This window comes from Paenibacillus glacialis, from assembly GCF_001637205.1.
Classification (GTDB): domain Bacteria; phylum Bacillota; class Bacilli; order Paenibacillales; family Paenibacillaceae; genus Paenibacillus_AQ; species Paenibacillus_AQ glacialis.
This window is the reverse complement of sequence record NZ_LVJH01000061.1, coordinates 1-20,157: the sequence shown is the minus strand read 5'-3', so window position 1 is coordinate 20,157 and position 20,157 is coordinate 1. Positions and strand designations below refer to the sequence as shown.

The 20,157-nt window shown below is 42.5% G+C and carries 18 protein-coding genes and 2 pseudogenes; 8 read left to right on the top strand and 12 right to left on the bottom strand.

Features of this window, described 5'->3' with window-relative positions:
* Window positions 1-4 precede the first annotated feature (4 nt).
* Complete coding sequence (locus PGLA_RS22085; RefSeq protein ID WP_245700254.1) at window positions 5-1,933, top strand: glycoside hydrolase family 18 protein; 1,929 nt, start codon at window positions 5-7, stop codon at window positions 1,931-1,933.
* 149 nt (window positions 1,934-2,082) lie between these two features.
* On the opposite strand, the gene PGLA_RS22080 is transcribed toward PGLA_RS22085, so the two are convergent.
* Window positions 2,083-2,649 carry a TetR/AcrR family transcriptional regulator gene (locus tag PGLA_RS22080; RefSeq protein WP_245700251.1) on the bottom strand — a complete coding sequence of 189 codons (567 nt, stop codon included), beginning with the start codon at window positions 2,647-2,649 and terminating at the stop codon, window positions 2,083-2,085.
* A 185-nt stretch (window positions 2,650-2,834) separates the two neighbouring features.
* Between PGLA_RS22080 and PGLA_RS22075 the strand changes: the two genes are divergently transcribed.
* The 4 genes from PGLA_RS22075 (at window position 2,835) to PGLA_RS22060 (ending at window position 5,501) form a co-directional block, all read left to right on the top strand.
* Entirely contained in the window at window positions 2,835-3,722 is an 888-nt protein-coding gene (locus PGLA_RS22075; RefSeq protein ID WP_068537201.1) for an ABC transporter ATP-binding protein, read from the top strand.
* A complete protein-coding gene (locus PGLA_RS22070; protein WP_068537199.1) occupies window positions 3,719-4,528 on the top strand; it encodes an ABC transporter permease subunit in 810 nt (269 codons plus the stop codon). The genes PGLA_RS22075 and PGLA_RS22070 overlap by 4 nt, the downstream gene beginning before the upstream one ends.
* Before the next feature lie 240 nt (window positions 4,529-4,768).
* On the top strand, window positions 4,769-5,110 hold the full coding sequence (locus PGLA_RS22065; RefSeq protein WP_068537197.1) for a DUF4234 domain-containing protein: 342 nt from the start codon (window positions 4,769-4,771) through the stop codon (window positions 5,108-5,110).
* Entirely contained in the window at window positions 5,100-5,501 is a 402-nt protein-coding gene (locus PGLA_RS22060) for a DUF2752 domain-containing protein (RefSeq protein WP_245700247.1), read from the top strand. The genes PGLA_RS22065 and PGLA_RS22060 overlap by 11 nt, the downstream gene beginning before the upstream one ends.
* Before the next feature lie 97 nt (window positions 5,502-5,598).
* Here PGLA_RS22060 and PGLA_RS22055 read toward each other — a convergent pair whose 3' ends face one another.
* From PGLA_RS22055 to PGLA_RS22045, 3 genes are all read right to left on the bottom strand, one after another.
* Window positions 5,599-6,660: an endonuclease/exonuclease/phosphatase family protein gene (locus tag PGLA_RS22055; protein WP_068537195.1), complete on the bottom strand. Its 1,062-nt coding sequence runs from the start codon at window positions 6,658-6,660 to the stop codon at window positions 5,599-5,601.
* A 203-nt stretch (window positions 6,661-6,863) separates the two neighbouring features.
* Window positions 6,864-8,219 carry an arsenic transporter gene (locus tag PGLA_RS22050; RefSeq protein ID WP_068537193.1) on the bottom strand — a complete coding sequence of 452 codons (1,356 nt, stop codon included), beginning with the start codon at window positions 8,217-8,219 and terminating at the stop codon, window positions 6,864-6,866.
* A gap of 312 nt (window positions 8,220-8,531) precedes the next feature.
* Window positions 8,532-9,626, bottom strand: coding sequence for a polysaccharide deacetylase family protein (locus PGLA_RS22045; RefSeq protein ID WP_068537191.1), 1,095 nt, complete (start codon window positions 9,624-9,626; stop codon window positions 8,532-8,534).
* A gap of 284 nt (window positions 9,627-9,910) precedes the next feature.
* Here PGLA_RS22045 and PGLA_RS22040 point away from each other — a divergent pair, with 284 nt between their 5' ends.
* Entirely contained in the window at window positions 9,911-11,092 is a 1,182-nt protein-coding gene (locus PGLA_RS22040) for a MalY/PatB family protein (protein ID WP_068537189.1), read from the top strand.
* A gap of 114 nt (window positions 11,093-11,206) precedes the next feature.
* On the opposite strand, the gene PGLA_RS22035 is transcribed toward PGLA_RS22040, so the two are convergent.
* From PGLA_RS22035 to PGLA_RS28435, 5 genes and pseudogenes are all read right to left on the bottom strand, one after another.
* Window positions 11,207-11,743: a hypothetical protein gene (locus PGLA_RS22035; RefSeq protein ID WP_068537187.1), complete on the bottom strand. Its 537-nt coding sequence runs from the start codon at window positions 11,741-11,743 to the stop codon at window positions 11,207-11,209.
* Window positions 11,744-11,913: 170 nt separating this feature from the next.
* Window positions 11,914-12,498 (bottom strand): MepB family protein, encoded by a 585-nt coding sequence (locus PGLA_RS22030; protein WP_068537185.1) that lies wholly within the window; start codon window positions 12,496-12,498, stop codon window positions 11,914-11,916.
* Between the two features lie 48 nt (window positions 12,499-12,546).
* On the bottom strand, window positions 12,547-12,705 hold the full coding sequence (locus PGLA_RS29855; RefSeq protein ID WP_084411417.1) for a DUF2975 domain-containing protein: 159 nt from the start codon (window positions 12,703-12,705) through the stop codon (window positions 12,547-12,549).
* Between the two features lie 15 nt (window positions 12,706-12,720).
* Window positions 12,721-13,710, bottom strand: a complete 990-nt coding sequence (locus PGLA_RS22025; RefSeq protein WP_068537183.1) for a sensor domain-containing diguanylate cyclase — start codon at window positions 13,708-13,710, stop codon at window positions 12,721-12,723.
* Between the two features lie 3 nt (window positions 13,711-13,713).
* Window positions 13,714-13,926, bottom strand: a pseudogene (locus tag PGLA_RS28435) (alpha/beta fold hydrolase); the annotation flags it as partial.
* 356 nt (window positions 13,927-14,282) lie between these two features.
* Between PGLA_RS28435 and PGLA_RS22015 the strand changes: the two are divergent.
* Window positions 14,283-15,923: a glycoside hydrolase family 19 protein gene (locus PGLA_RS22015; protein ID WP_245700243.1), complete on the top strand. Its 1,641-nt coding sequence runs from the start codon at window positions 14,283-14,285 to the stop codon at window positions 15,921-15,923.
* Window positions 15,924-16,206: 283 nt separating this feature from the next.
* Complete coding sequence (locus PGLA_RS29230) at window positions 16,207-17,352, top strand: chitinase (protein WP_068537177.1); 1,146 nt, start codon at window positions 16,207-16,209, stop codon at window positions 17,350-17,352.
* A gap of 209 nt (window positions 17,353-17,561) precedes the next feature.
* Here PGLA_RS29230 and PGLA_RS22005 read toward each other — a convergent pair whose 3' ends face one another.
* The 3 genes and pseudogenes from PGLA_RS22005 to PGLA_RS28235 all read right to left on the bottom strand — a co-directional run.
* Window positions 17,562-18,686: a DUF4179 domain-containing protein gene (locus PGLA_RS22005; protein WP_068537175.1), complete on the bottom strand. Its 1,125-nt coding sequence runs from the start codon at window positions 18,684-18,686 to the stop codon at window positions 17,562-17,564.
* Entirely contained in the window at window positions 18,661-19,251 is a 591-nt protein-coding gene (locus PGLA_RS22000) for an RNA polymerase sigma factor (RefSeq protein WP_068537173.1), read from the bottom strand. The genes PGLA_RS22005 and PGLA_RS22000 overlap by 26 nt, the downstream gene beginning before the upstream one ends.
* Before the next feature lie 230 nt (window positions 19,252-19,481).
* Window positions 19,482-20,157 (bottom strand): annotated as a pseudogene (locus tag PGLA_RS28235) (hypothetical protein); the annotation flags it as partial.

Sequence of the window (20,157 nt, the reverse complement as noted above, 5' to 3'; positions counted from 1 at the left end):
CAATGTGCCTACGTTGTGGAGAGTCGTTACTGTTGATCCCGGTACTCCAGCTCCGACAACGCCATATTGCGCACCGACCTTCGCTACAACTAAAATTTATGCCAAAGGCAAAATTGTCGGCTATAACGGCAAAGCATATCGTGCGCTAAACGATGTTCACGGTATCGCGCCTGACGATACGATATATCATATGTGGGAACTGGTCGGTATCGCTGACCCTACCATATGTCCTGTATCTATACCCAATAACATTGATTATGGTCAGCCTACCCCTGTTAGCGGGAATTCGAATACCGGCATTGTGTTACCATCCGGCCCAATAGCAGCAGCTCATCCCGTATCAGGCACAGGAACGGGTGGCACTCGCGGGGGCATTGATCCTTCGACAGATCCGGGAGGCAATCATCCAGGATTTGATGCGGATAACGGTGCTCGTGCAGCGAAGCTCGCTTCGGGAACCCTCCCACTTCAGAACAACGTATATGGTCGTAGCGCAGGTCAAGAAGTCGTAGAATATATGGGAGATTGGGGGATTTACGGACGTCGCTTCGATTTCAGTAAATTGGCTGTGAAGAACGTTGATCGCATTGTATACGGCTTCGCCGGCATCTGCTTCCCGGCAGCCAAGAACACGCAAGATCCCGGTTTCCCGACCACTGCTCCAGCTTCAGTCAACCGTACCTGTAAGCAAAGCAGCTTACCTGACGGCGCCATGGCGATAGCAGACTTTGAAGCTGCATTCATTCGCTTACAGCCAGGTCAGACTGCAGGCAGTTTAACCGGTACGGAAAATATGTATGATCTCGATCCCAAAGATGTGCGTGGCATGTTTGGCGTGCTCTATCAACATCGCAAAAACAACCCGAACCTGAAGCTCGACTTATCTGTTGGTGGATGGACACTTAGCGAAGGCTTTGGATGGATGGCATCTGACGCTACACGCCGCAAAGTATTTGTAGATTCCGTCGTTCGCTTCTTGGAAGAGTTCGATTTTGACGGGATCGATATCGACTGGGAATACCCGGGCACGGATGGAGCCGTAATAGGCACGGCCAGCCCCGACGATCCAGAGAACTACTTGCAGCTCCTGAAAGATTTGCGGGCGGGCATGGATTGGCTTTCAAATAAAACAGGCAAACAGTACCGTCTTTCCAGCGCGATTCCAGCAAGCCAAGCTGCGCTTGATAAAATCAACTGGACACAAGTAAGCCAATATCTCGATCGTTTGTACGCTATGACTTACGATTTCACTGGTGCTTGGGACCGTAAATTAGGACACCACACTTCGCTGTATAACAATCCGAATTTGAAAGATGCGAGTGGTAATCAGATCCAACTCTCTGTTGACGCTATCGTGCAGTATTTAACCAATCATAGTGTGCCGGCCAACAAAATTATGATTGGGATCGCCAATTATCACCGCTCGAAAGCGATAAAACCTGGCGATATCACCGAGTATACCAATGGTTTGATCGGCTCATCCACCTTCGGCAACCTGAACGCTACAGGCGCAAATCTGATCTTGGGTATTGCTGGTGTCGCTTCTTGGGAAGCTGGTGTCGTGGAAGGATACGATCTCTTTCAGAATTTCCTTGATAAAGATTTGAAACCGAAAAATGGTTACCATCTCTTTACGGATAAAGCGGCCAATGCAGATTATCTGGTCAATCCAACAATCGGCTCGTTTATCAGCATCGAAACCCCGCGCACCGTCGCACTGAAGGCGCAATATGCCAAGGATCACGGGTTGGCAGGCATATTCGGATGGCAATTTGAACAGGACAATGGCTACAACCTGAATGCTTTAAATCACGTCCTCGGCAATCCTCTCACAAGTGATTTGGCAGACGGGAAACCGCAAAACCAAATTGCCGTTTGCGGAGAGAACGTGAGCGCAGCAGAGTGTACGCAATTGAACGCTAGCATCGATTAAATTTGGCATAGAAGTCACCCCTTAGTTTGCAATTGAGGACACCACCACGGTGTTTCCCGATTATCAAACGAAGGGGTTATTTTACACGTATTCATACCTACACCACCGCCGAAAGATAGCCAACAACATCTACCGATCTACAAAGGTAATTACCTTTTCCCGCAAACACCGTAAAAGAACATATGGACCATTCCTTCGAGGAAGTTGTCCATATCTCCGCTTTTATTTGCCATTTCAAGTATTGTTTCATACTGATTCATATACAGTTGAATAAAGGTCAAGACGTTCTCTATGGACACGTCATCCGAGATTTCGCCGCTATCTTTACCTTCTTGAATAATCCGAACGGTCAAAGGGATCGTTCTCTCCTTATATTGCTCTTCGATATATCGAGACAGTTCATTATCTTCGATCAATAGTTCTTTCATAAGTGCAGGCGGGAAATCGTTATACGATTCTTTCTCCAGAAAGATAATATGCTCAATCTTTTCCTTTAACGAATGGCCCTCATTCATATAATCCTCGAAATCACGTATGGCCTTGTCGAAGTAGTTCTTGAATACTTCACGAAGCAGTGCTTCCTTACTTCCGAAATAATTATAGATCGTCACTTGTGAAACTTTAGCCATCTTGGAAATATCGGCGATTCGAATTTTCTTCGCTTCCGATGTTCGCAACATGTCCAAAGTGGTTTGCATGATTTTCTCTTTGATCAAGTTCGCCCTTTTCTCAAAACCATTCATCATCATTCACCCTAACTTCTTAGATTATGCGTAAGTTATGAAATATTTATATCAATATATTTCATTAAACCATTGACGACTTCATCGGTCAGGTATATTATAACATATGAAATATGTTATTAATAATATTTCATATCTTTATTATTGGAGGTGCCCATATGTTAACCGTTGAACATTTAACGAAGACGTTTTCAAACGGAAAAGGAATTTTCGATGTCTCTTTTGCGGTGAAGGAAGGTGAAGTCTTCGGGTTTCTGGGACCGAACGGGGCAGGGAAGTCTACGACGATTCGACATATCATGGGCTTCATGAAACCTGACAAAGGATATGTAAAGATAAATGGACTGGATACCTGGAAGGAACAGGGGATAGTTCAAAGCTATGTCGGATATCTGCCTGGAGAAATATCCTTTTTTGACGGGATGACCGGTAAAACGTTCCTAGACTTCATGTCAAATATGCAAGGCATGAAAGACCTGAAAAAGCGTGCAAGCTTAATCGATCGTCTGCAGTTCGACATCCATACTCCTATTCGGAAAATGTCCAAAGGTATGAAGCAAAAGGTTGGGATCGTAGCCACATTCATGCATGACTCTGCTGTGATTATTCTGGATGAACCAACATCAGGTCTCGATCCGCTTATGCAAAAGGTGTTCATTGAAATTGTGCTAGAGGAGAAATCTCGTGGGAAGACGTTCCTGATGTCATCACACAGCTTCCCAGAAATCGAGAGGACTTGTGACCGAGCTGCGATCATCAAGGACGGTGTCATCATTGCCGTTAAGGATATCCACGAACTGCAGTCCATGCAGCGGAAGCTATTCGAAGTGACCTTCGCCAACCACAGCGATGCGAAATCATTCATAGAATCGGGTCTACTTATCGAATCGCATGAAGGGGATCGAGTGAGAGTTGCCGTTCAAGGGAATTACGATAAGTTCGTGGAAGAGACGGCCAAGTACAGGGTGCGTAATATCGATATTTTCACACAAAACCTCGAAGATATATTCATGAATTACTATGATCGGGAGGGGACGATGTCATGAATGTCACTTTATATAAACAAATGATGAAAGTGTACATGAAAAGCTTCATGAACTATGCATTCGGGTCTGCATTTTACATTCTTCTCATGTTCTGGTTATATCCAAGTATCGCTAACAATACGAAAGCCATCGATGAACTGGTGAAGTCCATGCCAAAAGGTGTGGGGAAAGCCTTCGGTCTTACCGGATTTGGTACCGCTGAGGCATTCATTTCGGGGGAATACTACGGATTAATTCTAGTTCTGATCCTCGCTATCGTGTGCGTCCAGTTATCGACTCAGTTAGTGGCCAAATTGGTGGATCAAGGTTCCATGGCCTATCTATTATCCACCCCGACGACACGTGGAAAGGTCGCTTTCACGCAAGCAAGTGTATTAACGAGCGGACTATTCCTGATCATGGCCGTCACGACGATCGCCGGATTTGCCGGAAACGCTTGGTTTCTGGGAAATAAATATGAATTTGATACATCCCGATTCATTCAGATGAATATGGTGGCATTCTTGCTCTTCTTTGCTCTCGGCGGGATCTGCTTCCTTGTGTCTGCCCTTTCCAATGACGAGAAGAAGGCACTTGGCATTTCCGGATTGATTACATTCGGGTTCTTCAGTCTAGATCTACTGGGCAAAATCAGCGAAAAGATCGAATGGATGAAATACTTCTCCATCTTCACCTTGTATAAGCCCGGCGACATTGTAAACGGCCAAGGGAATTTGGTTGTAACCTCCATCATTCTCTCTGTCATCGGATTGGTATCCTTCGGCTTAGCCATCGTTCTATTTCGTAAACGCGACCTACCCTTATAGGATCGTCTGTATTTCAGTTCACACAGAACAACCTCCAAGTCCACAAGCGGCTTGGAGGTTGAATGAGTTAAGTAACCATATTTCATGTAAAACTTTCCCTTGTATATCGTTTCATATTTCTTTATGATAACATTGTCGATTTTTTTCATTTCCTGTAAGGTGCATATTTATACCGAACAAATTCGACGGTATTTATATTGTTATGTTCCACAAATACATAAGTTAACAGGATGGTGTGTAATGGTTATTCAAAGAAATCCCGTAGTAGCAATTATTTTATCCTTTATCACATGCGGCATCTATGGCATCTATTGGTTTATTGTTTTAACTACTGATATCGGTAAGCTAAGTAAAGATCCCTCTTTTACAGGAGGAAAGCATTTCTTACTCTCCTTGATCACATGTGGAATTTGGAGTATCGTTTGGGCCTATCAAGTAGGGAAGCAAATTTCTGAAGCGCAAAAACAACGTGGCATATATGAAGCAGATAATTCGACCCTTTACCTTGTCCTTTCCATCTTCGGTCTAGGTATCGTAGTGTATGTTTTAGCTCAATTGGAAGTTAATAAGCTTGCATTTTAAGTGTACGTTTGATCCCAAGAAACACCCCATATTATCTTGGGGTGTTTCGCTTGGCGTTGGAGGGCTACTTTACCTAAAAGTATGGTTACCGATGACGAATATCGGCATTCCCTGTGTATTTAACGAGTTAACTGGGTTTTATTGTCCGGGATGTGGAATAACGAGAGCTGTTCTGTCCTTGTTGCGGTTAGATGTTATTCAGGCATTTAGATATAATCCCTTAGTGTTTATTTTACTTCCTTTGTATGCGATGTACTTCATTACAAAAAAGAAAAAAATGCCGACTTTAAGCAATGGGATTATGGCTCTAATGTTAATCATGACCCTTGCATTCGGAGTATTGAGAAATATTCCGATGTTTGATTTCCTAGCTCCAACGATAATCCGTTAGTATAATTTCACCTACTTATAATACGTTTCACCGTACCATCTCTACTACAAGACGAAAGGGCCCCAATTGCGAGGGCCCTTTTGTCTTGTCTTCATTTTTATTTCAAAATAAAACTTCCCGTAACAGGATTATGATCACTGTTCTTGAAGCTAAGATCGTGCCCCTTCACACTCACAATCTCGATGTTCGGAGATACGAGAAAACCATCAATGACAGCGAGGAAATTCACACCCTTCTGATAAGGTATATCGAGCGTCCGTACGCTAGGAATCGTTGGATCATTGGCCCATTGGAAGCCTTCTGCGCTGAAGGTTTCGGGGAAGTTCTGCAACCATTTCGGCCACTCCTGCTGTGAAGTGAAATGATTCGGAACTGTCCCAGGGAGGGCATGATTCCAGTCACCACCCATGATGAGATAGCTACCCTTCTCTGTCTCCTCTTTGATGTAATTCGCTAGGAACTCCAGTTGTTGCTTGCGAATTTCGCCGCCCTTATCAAACGCTGACAAATGTAGATTAATCAGTACCAATTCCTTGCCGTTGTCTACTGGGAATCTACTTGCAATAAATGCACGGTCTAACTCCATTTGCTGCACAGGCCAGCCTTCCTTACCAGGCAGATCAAAACGTGTATGTGATGTACTTAGGAACGTGGACAATGTTAGCAATCCACTTTCTACCGAACCCATCGGACGCAACACAGGAACGGGCACCCAAGGTACCTTATAATTAAGGGCAAACGTGCTACTGTATTCTGGTAGTAAGTTACTTAGTTCATCGACTTCGTTGATGTGGTAGCTACGTGAGGAGTCTACATCGACCTCCTGCAGCAAATATAGATTTGAGCCGGTTTCTTTTAAAATATTTCGGATAGACGATAGATTCTCTTCTGTCTGCTCTCTACTGCTTGAACGCGATAGGGTTCCACCATCCATAAAGAAATCCTGTCCCTGATCTAGCCCAGCATAACCAATATTGAAGGTCGTGACAGTCACTGGATCACCCTGCTTAAGCTCGTTACCGTTGTTATTGTTAGTTTGGAGTTGTATTTGTGCCGGGGGCTTGTAATCGACTGCCGTAACATAGATAAGAAATATTGAAATAATAACCACTAGCGTAAGCACGATCCAGCCTAACCACTTTAACGATTTCTTGATCATGATTCTTATCCTTGCCTCCTTGTGTATGTAACTCTTCAGTATAATAGCATTGATGCTACTGAGAATGCACCATATACTGGAGATCTATTATTGTCACACGTTAATATATACGCTTCGTTTCAACAAAAAAAAAACCAATAGTAGGGAAAATTTCTCGAATTGTTATACTTTCTGGTCTCGCTCAATAGGACTAGAAACCTTACTTAACCGAACACCATCTGTACCCAATAAAATAATAGAATTAATGTCACGATGGTTGTTATCGGGATTACAATGAGTGAAACTCTTAAATAATCCTTCCATTGAATCTCAATCTTATTTTGTCTTAAAATACTCATCCATAAAAGAGAGGCTAACGTTCCAATAGGTAATAACAACGATCCGATGTCGCTACCAATAATATTTGAAAGGTAGATGGTCTTCAACGTTATTAGGTTCAATTGCATTTCTGTTAAAGTTAACGTTCCGATCATTAAAGCAGGATGATTATTAAAGATGTTAGATAGAATGGAGACTAATACCCCCATTGTAATACTCGCTTGCATCAACCCTTGGTTTACAATGGGTTCACATATGCCCACTAGCATAGCCGTTAGTCCAGCATTGTGTAATCCGTAAATAATGACATACATAGAGAAGGCAAATATCAATATGTGCCAAGGCACTTTTTTCAAAATGTCCCCCGGAGTCGTGCCCAAATGATACCATCTCCAAAAAAGTAGCACTACTGAGCCAAATACAGCAACCCATTCAATTGGAATTGCAAAATAAGAAGCTACAAAGATGAGACTCCGCATCACGAAAACAAACAGCAACAATCTTAACATCGATTTCATACGTTTATTTTTTGTGTCCTCAGAACTTTTTCCTTTTAATGCATGGGCATGTTTACTAAAAAAGCTCTCCTCTATATCATATGCTGGATCTGGCAAGATGGCAGGCAATTTCTTCTTCACTACTATAAACATTAACCACGACATGAAAAACAAACCTATCGTTGCTGGTATGAAGATCATGGCTGTATGCATATAGAGCGTCATATGAACAATTTCCAATGCGATTAAGTTTACAATATTACTTACTCCAATAGGTGTACTAGAAGCGGTTGCGATCAATGCTCCACTTAATAGATATGGAATCATTTCACGATTGTTTAGGCGAAGACTTTGTAGAAGTAATATCAATATTGGCGTCGTAATTAATATGCTACCATCATTATTGAATAGAAGAGTCATTAAGAAACATAATAATTGAATATACCAATATAGACGATACCCCGAACCTTTAGATAGGATCGCAAGCCGTGCAGCTGCCCAGTTAAAAAAACCGAAACTTTCTAATATGACAGCCATCACAATGGTCGCCATGATGGTAATCGAGGCTCCCCCTATTTTACTGACAATATCCGCAAGGTCTCCACCCGATACAATTCCTGTAAGCAATACCATCCCTGCCCCGATTGACGCCGGCCAAGCTTCATTTACACCACCTGGTCTCCAAAAAATAACTAGCATGGTCATGACAAACACAAATATAGTGATTCCAATTTCAAAACTCATACCAACTCCCCCTCTTATTCCTATCCGTAAAAAACACCTCCTCTCAACTCTCAATGCCTTCTACTTCTTTATATGTATATTCAACTCTAATAGAGTTGGGACTAGTTATTTAATACAAACTATTAAATGGGTTGTTTAATGCTCGCCCATAATCTATTGAAGCAAGCCACAATGGACCATAAATTCAAAAAAGCAGGTCAAGGATAACCCCTTGACCTACTTTTTTTAGTGAATCAGTCTCTTTTTCAGAAAATTAGATGTCATATCAGAAGAGTAATCTACTTTTGGGAGAGCCTCTTTTCAACTTATTGTCTATTGATCTTCCTTGATCTCCGATTGCCAACCTAGCTGTCTGCACATCTCATTCATTCGGCGAATATCACGTCTTGCCTCAATTTGAGTTAGTCCTAGGCGAGACGCTGTCTCTACAGCCCAGCGAAGAAGGTATACTAATGTATCCGCCTGCGCTTCCTTAGCTGCATAATCTAATAATACAAGCGTATCTTCCGTGTAACCAGCGCGTACATAACCCCAGTAGGAGCCATAATTATCTTGGATCGTAAATAGCTCGCGATCCTCTGTCACGCCCGATTCCTCAAGAGGAGTCTCCAGATGCTCAAGCCATTCGCCCTCGGAAGTGAATTGCATCGTATATTGCGGAATGTTCCATTCTACCGTCTGAGCTGCAAGTTCGTACAGCACTTGATCGTCCTTCAAAGGAACCCAATTATCCATCGGATGGTCTAGCTCAGCAGGAACCTCCACAGTAATTTTCCAAGGTCTATAACCCACTTCGATTCCAACAGAATCTAGTATCTCCGGTATGCCTACAGCTCTTAGCCCTTTTTGCTTGGCTATCCGAATAAGCTCCCTTAATGCCTCAGGAGTGCCCTTCGCAATATCATTGCTATGCATAACAACGATGATCCCGTTATCAAGCTGCGGCTCAACTTTTGCAATAATTCCTTCTGCAGGACCACCATCCCAATCGCCAGAATCGATACCTTCAATATCAAGATACCCCCACTCTGCCAGCCAATCTAGATTCCCCTCTCGGAACGAATAGTAAGGAAAGCGCATAAAGCTTGGACAAGGAAGACCCGTTGCATCCTGATAAGCTAATTCTGTTAGCTTTAACTGCTCCATAAACACGGATTTTGGCACTTGTGCCATCCGACGATGATGATAGGTATGAGGGGCAAGTACATGACCCCGGGAAAGTATTTCTCTGGCTTTATCCGGATATCTATCCATCCACTCTCCAGTGAAGAAAAAGGTACCTACTGCGTCTTCCTGCTCCAGCACATCAAGCCATAATTCAAGTGGAAGCTGAGTAGGTCCGTCATCAAATGTAAATGCACAGATCGCTTGGTTAACATCGCCTTGCCAAATCGCTTCAGCTGACATATTCCTGCCTCTTTTCTATAGTTATATACACCGCATTATACACGAGGACGGATTGATATTCTATTATTCATCTCACCCTTTGCAATGCAATTTTCCCTCTAGTCATAGATTCATCGAGAGTCTTTTTATCCTATAACCATTTTAAATAATCGCAATTGGTTTACCGTGGCCGCTCATATTGTTGTTTGCTACTACAATTAAGTTATAATGATTAAATATTTATTGTCGAGTACATCTTAGAAATAGATTTGGTAAGCAGATTACATGACTTCGGAGGATAGATTATGAATTATAATTTTGACAATACTATTTCAAGAGAGAATACCAACTCAGAGAAATGGGACCCTGCTATCATTAAAAGATTGCACGGCTTAGAAGGTGAAGGCATTCTACCGCTGTGGGTTGCGGATATGGATTTTCGCGTTCCTCAGGTCATCATTGATGCATTAATGAAGAAAGTGGAACACGGGATCTTTGGATATAGCTCTCCGCTTGACGATTACTATGCGGCACTGGCTTGGTGGCAGAAGTCAAGGCATGATTGGGAGATTAAAGCGGAATGGGTTACAACTACACCTGGGATCGTTCCCGGATTAAACTTCATTATTAGAGCCTTGTCCGATGAGGGCGATAAGGTTATCATCCAAGAGCCTGTATATTATCCGTTCAGACAAGCCATCGAGAACAATAATAGGGTCGTAGCAAACAATCATTTGATCGTGCAGGACGGTCATTATGTCATGGATTATGATGACTTAGAAGAATTAGCTAGCGATCCAAAGACTAAGATCCTTATCCTATGTAGCCCTCATAACCCAATGGGAATCATATGGAGCAGCGAACAGCTTCGGAAATTAGGAGAAATCTGCAACGAGAACGATGTTATTGTCGTATCCGATGAAATTCATAACGATTTGATCTTACCGGGGAACAAGCATTTTACTTATGCTCTGTTGGGCGAGGAATTTGCCAATAACGCTATCATCTGTACAGCCCCTAGCAAAACTTTCAACATAGCCGGACTACAGACTTCAAATATTATTATCCCGAATCAACAACTCAAAGAAAAAATTGATTCCGAAATGAAAAAGTCCTCCATTATGGATCCTAATTTATTCGGCATTGTGGCAACTACTGCAGCATATACGGAAGAAGGGGCAGCATGGCTAGATCAATTACTTGCTTACTTGGAATCCAATGCAGAATTTATTAATGAGTTTGTAAAGACAAGAATGCCACATGTGAAATTCGTCAAACCACAGGGCACCTATCTGGCTTGGTTAGATTTCAAAGAAACAGCGATCTGTGAGGATCTTGAGAATAGAATATTTGAAGAGACAAAAGTTCTGTTGGATGGTGGATCATGGTTCGGTTCAGCAGGCGAGGGTTATATGCGGATTAATTTCGCTTGTCCGAGATCCATCCTAAGCGAAGCATTAGAAAGAATCGCCGCAATGATGGAATAGAATATACGGAGAATTCAGAACATACAGCATGATTTACAGAATAGAAAAACTCGTCCAATGCTAAAGAAAGCACTACGACGAGTTTTTTAAATTATCATCTCATGATTTAAACCCTTAACTTCCTGCACCGAATAGGCGCCGAAACCAATTCATCACGTCAACCGTGATGGGAATTAATCCAATACCATGTTCGCCGATCACGACTACACCATATGCCCATTGCCCAATGGCGACGGCACCCACCGCGATCTCGCCTATAGCTACTGCCCCAAGCGCCTTAGATCCTATGGCAACAGCTCCTATCGCTACGCCTGCCATTGCAACTGCACCCACTGCCCAACCGAACCAGCTCATCGCTACTGCGCCTAATGCTAACCACAAACCAAGTGATACCGCACCTATGGATAACAGTCCCACACTTACAGCACCTATGGAGATCAATCCAATAGCTACATCTCCAATAGCAATTAATCCTACCGCCGTCTTAAATCGTGGTCTGCTTCCGTATCCATTCCCTTTATCTGAGTATCTCCCTAGATTACTACGAATACTAACGACCGGAAATGAGGGAGACGGCCATTGATAATCAATTTCGCGTCCACCCAATCCCCTAGAAACTGCAAAACGTGTTACGTATCGATGCCATTTCATATCTATCCCGTCCCCCTATGTAATCTATCTTAATTGTACAGCCGACCTTATCACTTGTAATCGGACCTTGTACTGAAATCACCTCATCCTCTAGACCGAGATACGTTTACCGAATGGTTTATCCACATGTGAATAACTGGGCTAGCATTGTTCTCCCCAACCCACTGTTGTTACTTGGATATTTTGGTGCCGTAAAGCATTTCAGCACGAACAAAGTCTATTGGTAGATTTGTAGGTATCTCCAGAAAATATTTCAACTGCCACTTCTGTGTTTTTTGAGCCTGACGGCTCGTAGGATTGTACCAAGGAGGGTACACGCGTATGGCTCTTTTTCCACCTTCGCCATTATTGGACACTATATCCTGCTCACATAGCACAGCTTTTGGAAATATAAACTGACCAAATTGACTCCCTTTACGTGTACTAATAACGTAGAAATCTATTGGATCTGATACGTCATAGGGTTGGATCGGTCCATCCCCAATAATCCTCTCCCACAAAGTCACAAACTGTCCGACTTTTGTAGGTGTAATTTTTGCAACACGAAATCTAATGGAGAGAGCATTCAATTGAAATACATATGCCCCATATTCAGCATTCTGTGCTTCTGGAAGAGGTTCAGAGCAATCAAAATTGCATGGATTATAAATAAGGTTCTTGGTGGTAATAAGGTCACTATGAATTGTGTCTGAGGAAGTCCAACCATTTAGAACGCTTACGAAGCTCTCTGAGAGATCTTGATTTTTTTCAACCATCTGACAATTCCTCCTTGTAGGTTCACCATACTGTCTGTAACGGAATGTTTACACTAAGAATAACCCAGGAGGAAGTGCTTTTTCTACATTAAGATAAATAGTCCCTATCATAAAAAGAGTGATTACACATATTGCAGACATTGTGATTACCCTCAATGCCCTACACGCTTTTTCGTTAAAAGCATTTTCCTTCTTTATAAGCCTCAAAAAAAAAGCCCCCTATTAAAGAAGCTTTTCATTTATATCTATGATGTGTGTAACGCGATTTCTACCATTTTCTTTAGAAGCATAAAGCGCTTGGTCTGCTTTTGCCATTATTGTGATGTCTGAATCCTTGGGATTAAATGTAGCTATGCCAATACTTACTGTGATGTTGATCATTTCCCAACTAGTATTCGCTATGGCATGCCGTAAATTCTCAGCTTTTATCTTGGACTCAGCTTCTTCCATATTAGGCAAGATCATCACAAACTCTTCCCCGCCATACCTAGCAACAATATCTTTTTCATGAGTATGAGATGTTAAGATTTCCGCTAAATTCTCTAATACGTAATCGCCTGTCTGATGTCCCCATGTGTCATTCACATTTTTAAAATAGTCTATATCTATGATATAAATTGAAAAAGGTTCTTCCATCTTACGATATCTTATAATCTGCTCTTCTAGCTTTTCTTGAAAAAATCTTCTATTCTTTAATCCAGTGAGCTTATCTGTATTAGATCGTTCTACTAAAATAGTATTGATCTCTATCAGTTCTTGCTGCTTCTGTTCAATTTCCATATGGATTTGCTTCAACTTCACAAGTGTTTGATCCTTTTCCCAATACGCATCTTCTATTTGTTTCTTAGCAGACCGAAGCTCTAGTTCATAATCAATGCGTTTACCCATCTGCACTAATACACAATCAATAATCTCTACGCCTTCCAGAACGAACCGTCTTCCATTAAATATATAAGGGATCGACTCTCCTTTACTATCTTTCAATCTCAAATATAACTCTTCCACATGTCCATACAGATTGATATAAGGGTAAAAATATGAATGAAAAATGAGCTTGTTTGCCGTAGACATGATCGTTTCAATATGCTTATGCACCAAATCTTCCCTTGTATAACCCATCATATCAAGGAATGTGTGATTCACATCCGTAACCATTCCTTCGTGTGTAATGGAGATATACCCACATGGCGCATACTTCAACCGTTCTTTCATTTTCTAATATCCTTTCAACGCTATATAATCTGGACAATTTTGTTCAAGATATTCATTAATGAAGGAGATTGTTTCCTCCGGATGGCTAATATGAGGATAATGACCTTTGGTCTCCATTAATCGGAACGTACTATTCTTCAAGTGACTATGTAAATATTCTCCTACCTCTATCGGCACGATACTATCATCCGAGCATTGCATAATGAGTGTGGGAACTGGATTTCGACAACTCCTTGTCCAATCACTTTTACGTTATTTCGTTCAATAACATTACTCATGTCATATAACTCCCTTATCGATGGTATTCTCTTCATTCTGAGGGGGAGTCATATAAATATCAAGTTAATGATTAGTGAATAATTCATTCTCGGTAACCCTACTTTATTCCATTTCAATATATTCTAATATATCTCCCGGTTGGCAATCCAACATCTCTGTCATTCAACTCATATCATTATTTATAACAAATTACAGCAAATAATATAATATAGTAATTATTTACTATATATATTATATTTGGAATCTACTATACTTAATATTGAAGTTAAATTTACTAGTATAGGAGAATGACTATGAAACGTAAATTGATAAGCAGCAAGCTAATTCGCGTAAGCACCATAGTACTGTCAGCACTCTTAGTATTCGCACCTTTGGAAGCGGTTACACCTAATGTCTCCGCAGATGGCATACAGCAGCAAGCCTCATTAACCGCCTCACCTTGGGTGTCCACTCAAGTATATGTAAGTGGCAATGAGGTCAGTTATAACAACAATGTGTATCGGGCCAAATGGTGGACACAGGGCGATGTACCGAGTGATTCATCAAGCTCACCATGGCTATTACTTGGTCCGGACACAGGGGGCGAACCAGATCCAACTCCTCCTACAGCTCCGACGAATCTTGTATCAACGGGGCAAACAGCTGACACGATTACTTTGACTTGGAATGCCGCAACAGACAACATTGCCGTGACGGGTTATGATATTTACCGTGGTGACACGAAGGTCGGTTCCTCCGCAAGCGCTTCCACACTAACTTACACAGACACAGGCTTACTCCAGGATACTCAATACACATACTATGTAAAATCAAAGGATGGCGCAAATAACACGACGGCAAGTTCGACCATAGACGTAAAAACGTCATTGGGAGAACTAACCCCCGGCCAAAGTCGCGTATTAACCGATCCTCAAATCACATCGCTGTGGGGTGGAATAGATCCGCAATTTTCGCCAGCCAATGCGGTTGCAGCCGTACAGAGCGCACTACCACAGACTGAATACGAAGCACTGTTCCCGATGCGTATCGGCACACCTGCGTGGCATACATTCGCCGCCAGTAAGCCTTATTACAAACCGGGACAAGCAGACTATTATTCCTATAGTAACCTGATTGCAGCTGTAACCGATGTGGCTAATATCAAGTATAAGCTTGAATACAGGCAGGGAGCTACATGGAACAATCGCGTATTACGATTGGACAAGACAACGAAGACAGAAACAATCATCTATCAAAATGCTGACTTTAACGCTTCGTGGAACTTGACGGTTCCGATCATCTCCAAAACAGTCGATTTCGGTTCTTTTATTAAAGAAGGTTCTGCTGTGAACCGCAAGCGTGAACTGGCAGCGTTCCTCTCCAATATAGCGCATGAAACGGGCGGAGGTTGGGCGACAGCGCCTGGCGGCGAGCTCAGTTGGGGACTATTCTGGAATGAAGAGGTATCCTACATCAATTCTACCAACATCGGTTACGTTCAGAGTCATGCTGAGTTCCCGCCAGTTGCAGGCAAATCGTACCATGGACGCGGACCAATCCAATTGAGCTGGAACTACAATTACGGATTAATTAGCGGAATTATCTATGGAAATCAAAATACACTGCTCCAACAACCGGAGCTCATTGTGAACGACGGCAAATTGGGCTTTATGACAGCTATCCTCTTCTGGATGACACCACAACCACCCAAACCTTCGGCTCACGATGTGATCGTTGGCAATTGGACACCTTCGGCAGCAGAGATCGCCAAAGGATTATCACCTGCGGGCTTTGGTGTTACCATTATGATCATCAACGGCAGCTTTGAAGGCAACAAAGACGAAACCGATTATCGAGTCGGCCGCCGTGTCGGTCATTATCGTGACATTACGACGAGAATGGGTGTCGATATTACAGGTGAGAAAGTGAATACGCTCGGCATGAGTCCATTCTAGAATAGACTATAGCTGTAAACAGAGGCTGACCCATACGTGTCTCCATCAAGCGAATTGTTAATTAAGCGCTTAAAGGAGACGTGTTACGGTCAGCCTTTTTGTCCTTACTCAGATACTCTCCGTTATGTCATTATTATTGTAAAATCTCGCAATTGAAGCTCACATCATTTTTTATATAAATATACATAATTATACTAATAAAGATATTATTTAATATTTATCATGTATTTAGTATTTCCTATAGCAGATAATGAAGTTAACTCACTAGTATAGGAGAATGACTATGAAATGTACCCGCGTGCTCACCGATTCGCAAATCACATCACTATGGGGCGGTATAGATCCGCAATTTTCGCCAGGCAATGCGATGGCAGCCGTGCAGAGCGCATTACCACAGACGGAATACGAAGCTCTTTTCCCGATGCGTATCGGCACACCTGCGTGGCATACATTTGCCGCCAGCAAGCCTTATTACAAACCGGGGCAAGTAGACTATTATTCGTATAGTAACCTGATATCAGCGGTAAGCGGTGTTGCAAATATCAAGTACAAGCTCGAAAACCGGCAGGGATCTACATCTTCATGGAACAATCGCGTATTCCGATTGGACAAGACAACGAAGACCGAAACGCTCATCTATCAAGATGCTGACTTTAATGCTTCGTGGAACTTGACGGTTCCGATCATCTCCCAAATCGTCGATTTCGGTACTTTTATTAAAGAAGGTACTGCTGTGAACCGCAAGCGTGAACTAGCAGCATTCCTCTCCAATATTGCGCACGAAACGAGCGGAAGTTGGGCGTCTGGTAACAAGTCTGGTTGGGGCGTGATAAGAAACAGACTAGTGTCCGTATTGTTAGCATTCAGACCTTTGAAATCAATGAGTCCGAATACGGAGGAGAGCCAAGATTCTACCCCTCTATATTGGAATGAAGAAATACCGTACATAACGAACACTAAGATCGCTTACGTTGATACTCATGCTGAGTTCCTGCCAGTTCCGGGCAAATCATATCATGGACGTGGACCGATTCAATTAAGCTGGAACAACAATTACGGATTGTTTAGCGGAATTATCTATGGGAATCCCAATACCCTTCTCCAACAACCGGAGCTTATTATAAACGACGGCAAATTGGGATTCATGACCGCTATCTTGTTCTGGATGACACCACAACCACCGAAACCTTCGGCTCATGATGTGATCGTTGGCAATTGGACACCTTCCGAATCGGATATTTCCAAAGGGTTAACCTCTGCCGGTTATGGTGTTACCATTATGATCATAAACGGCGGCATTGAAGGAAACAAAGACGAAACCGACTATCGAGTCGGACATCGCGTTAGTCATTATCGTAACATCACGAGGAGAATGGGCGTCAATATTACGGGGGAGAAATTAAATACGCTCGGCATGAGTCCCTTCTAGAATAGCTAACATGCACGTAGAGGCTGACCAATACACGTTCCTCCATCAAACGCTTCGCAGTTTTAGCGCTTGATGGTGACGTGTTATGGACAGCCTATTTGACGCTAACTATAATTGATGTGCAAATAAGAGAAACCCTCCTTTACTAAGAAGAGGGTTTCTCTTGTTTTGTATTCTCAACGTATTTGACAGATAGAGCCGTGCTAATATTAAGGCTGAACTGGAATCGTTAGCTCCAGATCTTTGAGATATGTTTTTTCACCTGTAATCCCTTTATCTGCTCCAACGATGCTCCAATCAGAGGTCTTCACAGTAAAGGTATAAGGTTTAATCGTAATGGATTTAGGAGTTGCCGCGAAAGCCTGATACAGCTCATTTACATGGTACTCGGTCTCAGGTTTGCTATTAAAGAATCCAACTCTATCCTGATTAATTTCATTCCCTTGGTCATCCACGATATCATAGTAAACCATCGTTGCACTATAGTCGCCCGTTGATTGCTCAGGTGTTGTGGGAACATCACCCGTGCTATCCAGAATCAGTCTAGTGGATGCCGGCGTTATCTCCAATTGCTTCACCGTATAACTAAACTTCCCGTCCGTTTCGGTTGCATTCGGCTTTAATACAAGCATATTATTTTCAATTTTCACCGGAATCTTGAATTCGAATGGCTCTTCAATTTGTGTCACTTTGGCTTGAATGGTCAACTCGAATTCATCTGGAAGAGACATTCCATCCCGTATTTCAGCGTTAAGGGTATTCTCTTTGTATGGTATATCCCCAAACCCTCCCGATGTATATTTGATTTCCTTGCCATTAGCCAGTAGTGTCGGCGTCTGAATATATCCTTTGACCTCGCCTTTATCCTGATCCCGATGTGATCCAAATGTAGAAGGCAATTCGACACCCTCACGCTCCACTTCAAATTTTAGAACGGTCCCATCATACAGCAGATCAGTCACCTTCAATGTTACACCGTCATGCGTCACGCTCAGGTTAGGACTGGTAGCGATTCCTTGATCAATCGCTGTCTGCAATCTCTCATCACTGATTCCCGAGAAGACACTGCCAATCACCGGAATTTGTTTCAAAGCATCCGCCATCGCAGGGGATACGAACCCCGTGCCGATCACACCTACGCCTAGTACTGCTGCAGCCGATACGGTAACTAATGTTTTTCTCACAAAATTTGATTTCGCTTTACTCATGGTTTGATCTCCTATCTTACTCATAATTTGATGGCTCATACTTGCTCTTGGCATTTCCAAATTCCGAATCCATTGCTCGATCGTATCCATTTCTTTCGACTCAGTTTGATTTGGCAAATGTACCATTTACGATCCCTCCTTTATTACGTTTGTAATCCATAAGCTTACGGCGAAGCCGTTCGTATTTCTTTCGAATTGTTGCCGGTTTTATGCCCATAATGTCTCCGATTTCGTCAAAGCTGTACTGTTCAACCGCTTTGAGTAGCAAAATATGCCGCTCTTCTGGGGTGAGATAGGTCAACAGTTCCTCAATAACAGACTCTTGGGGTGTAGGTGTAATTTGGACTTTGGGTTGCTGTTCCTTGAACTGATGAATCAGTTCGAACCAGCGGCCCTGCTTTTTCTTTATGTTCATCATGTGGTGATAGGCCATCTTATAAAGCCATGCTGAGAAGGTCGCCTGCCTGCTGTATTGATGAAGATTCTCGTATGCTCGGATAAAAATTTCCTGGACAGCATCTTCGGTTTCTTCATGATTTTTCAAAATATAGTAGCAGTAGGTGTACATTTGCCGTTCAAACTGATGAATAATCATTTCAAACGCCTGCTTGTCTCCTAATTTGACACAATCAATGATCGCTTCTATCTCATTGCTTTTCTCATCCTCTTCCCCGGGGATGGTTGGCTTCACATGCTCACCTCCTTTGTTTCTTTGCCTATATAACAATCGGTACCTGCCGTTTTGTGACATGAGTTATTCTAATAGTAAATAAGTCCGAATTTATTAGTGTTAACGGGTGATTTGCTCCCTTTGTCGAATGTGGGAACACATCAAATCAGGAGCGGCGCTCTTGTACTCAGCTACCTTACTCCTGATCAAATCCGGAACTATGGATCTACCCTCAAATTAGTGGTTGTATTTTAACTTCCTGCGCTACCAGTGCCATCGGTTGACGTTGTTGGTAATGCCTTATAAATAAGTGAATAGGATTGGCTTCCCAGCAACATTCTTTGACCCTGGAACTCATCGTACAGGTTCATGCGAATGCTACCTCCGCTTAATCTTGTATCGAAGTTGCTATTAAACGTAGTTGAGTACGATTTATTGTTACCCATTGGCAAATCAGTCCCGAGTGTCAACGTCTTTTCCATCGTTTGTCCATACGGATCAATGATTTCCATGACAAGCTTGTGCTCGTAGGCACCTGCTTCGTAATCTCCATTCTTGGATAAGTTGTATGTTATGACTGTATTCAAGGCTTTCGTACCTTCGCTTATCGTACCCTCTGCATTTACAACCAAAAGGCTGTAAGGGAACATATCCACATTGTTCAGATTTGACGACGGCGTTTCTGCTACCTTGTTAAGTGACAATCCCACCGTATTGATATATCCCGTGGATGTACCACCTAGAGCTGTCAGCTTACCATCAGCCACACCTTGGCCAATATAAAGCATAAGCTGTGAGGTATTCACACTCTGCGGAAGCTTACTCCAGACGGTAACCAGGTTTTTACCATTTGGGCTTGTTGCGTCGGACGATTGACTAACTTTGGCCTCATAATATTGATTATCAGGTGTTTTGTAGTAGGCAACA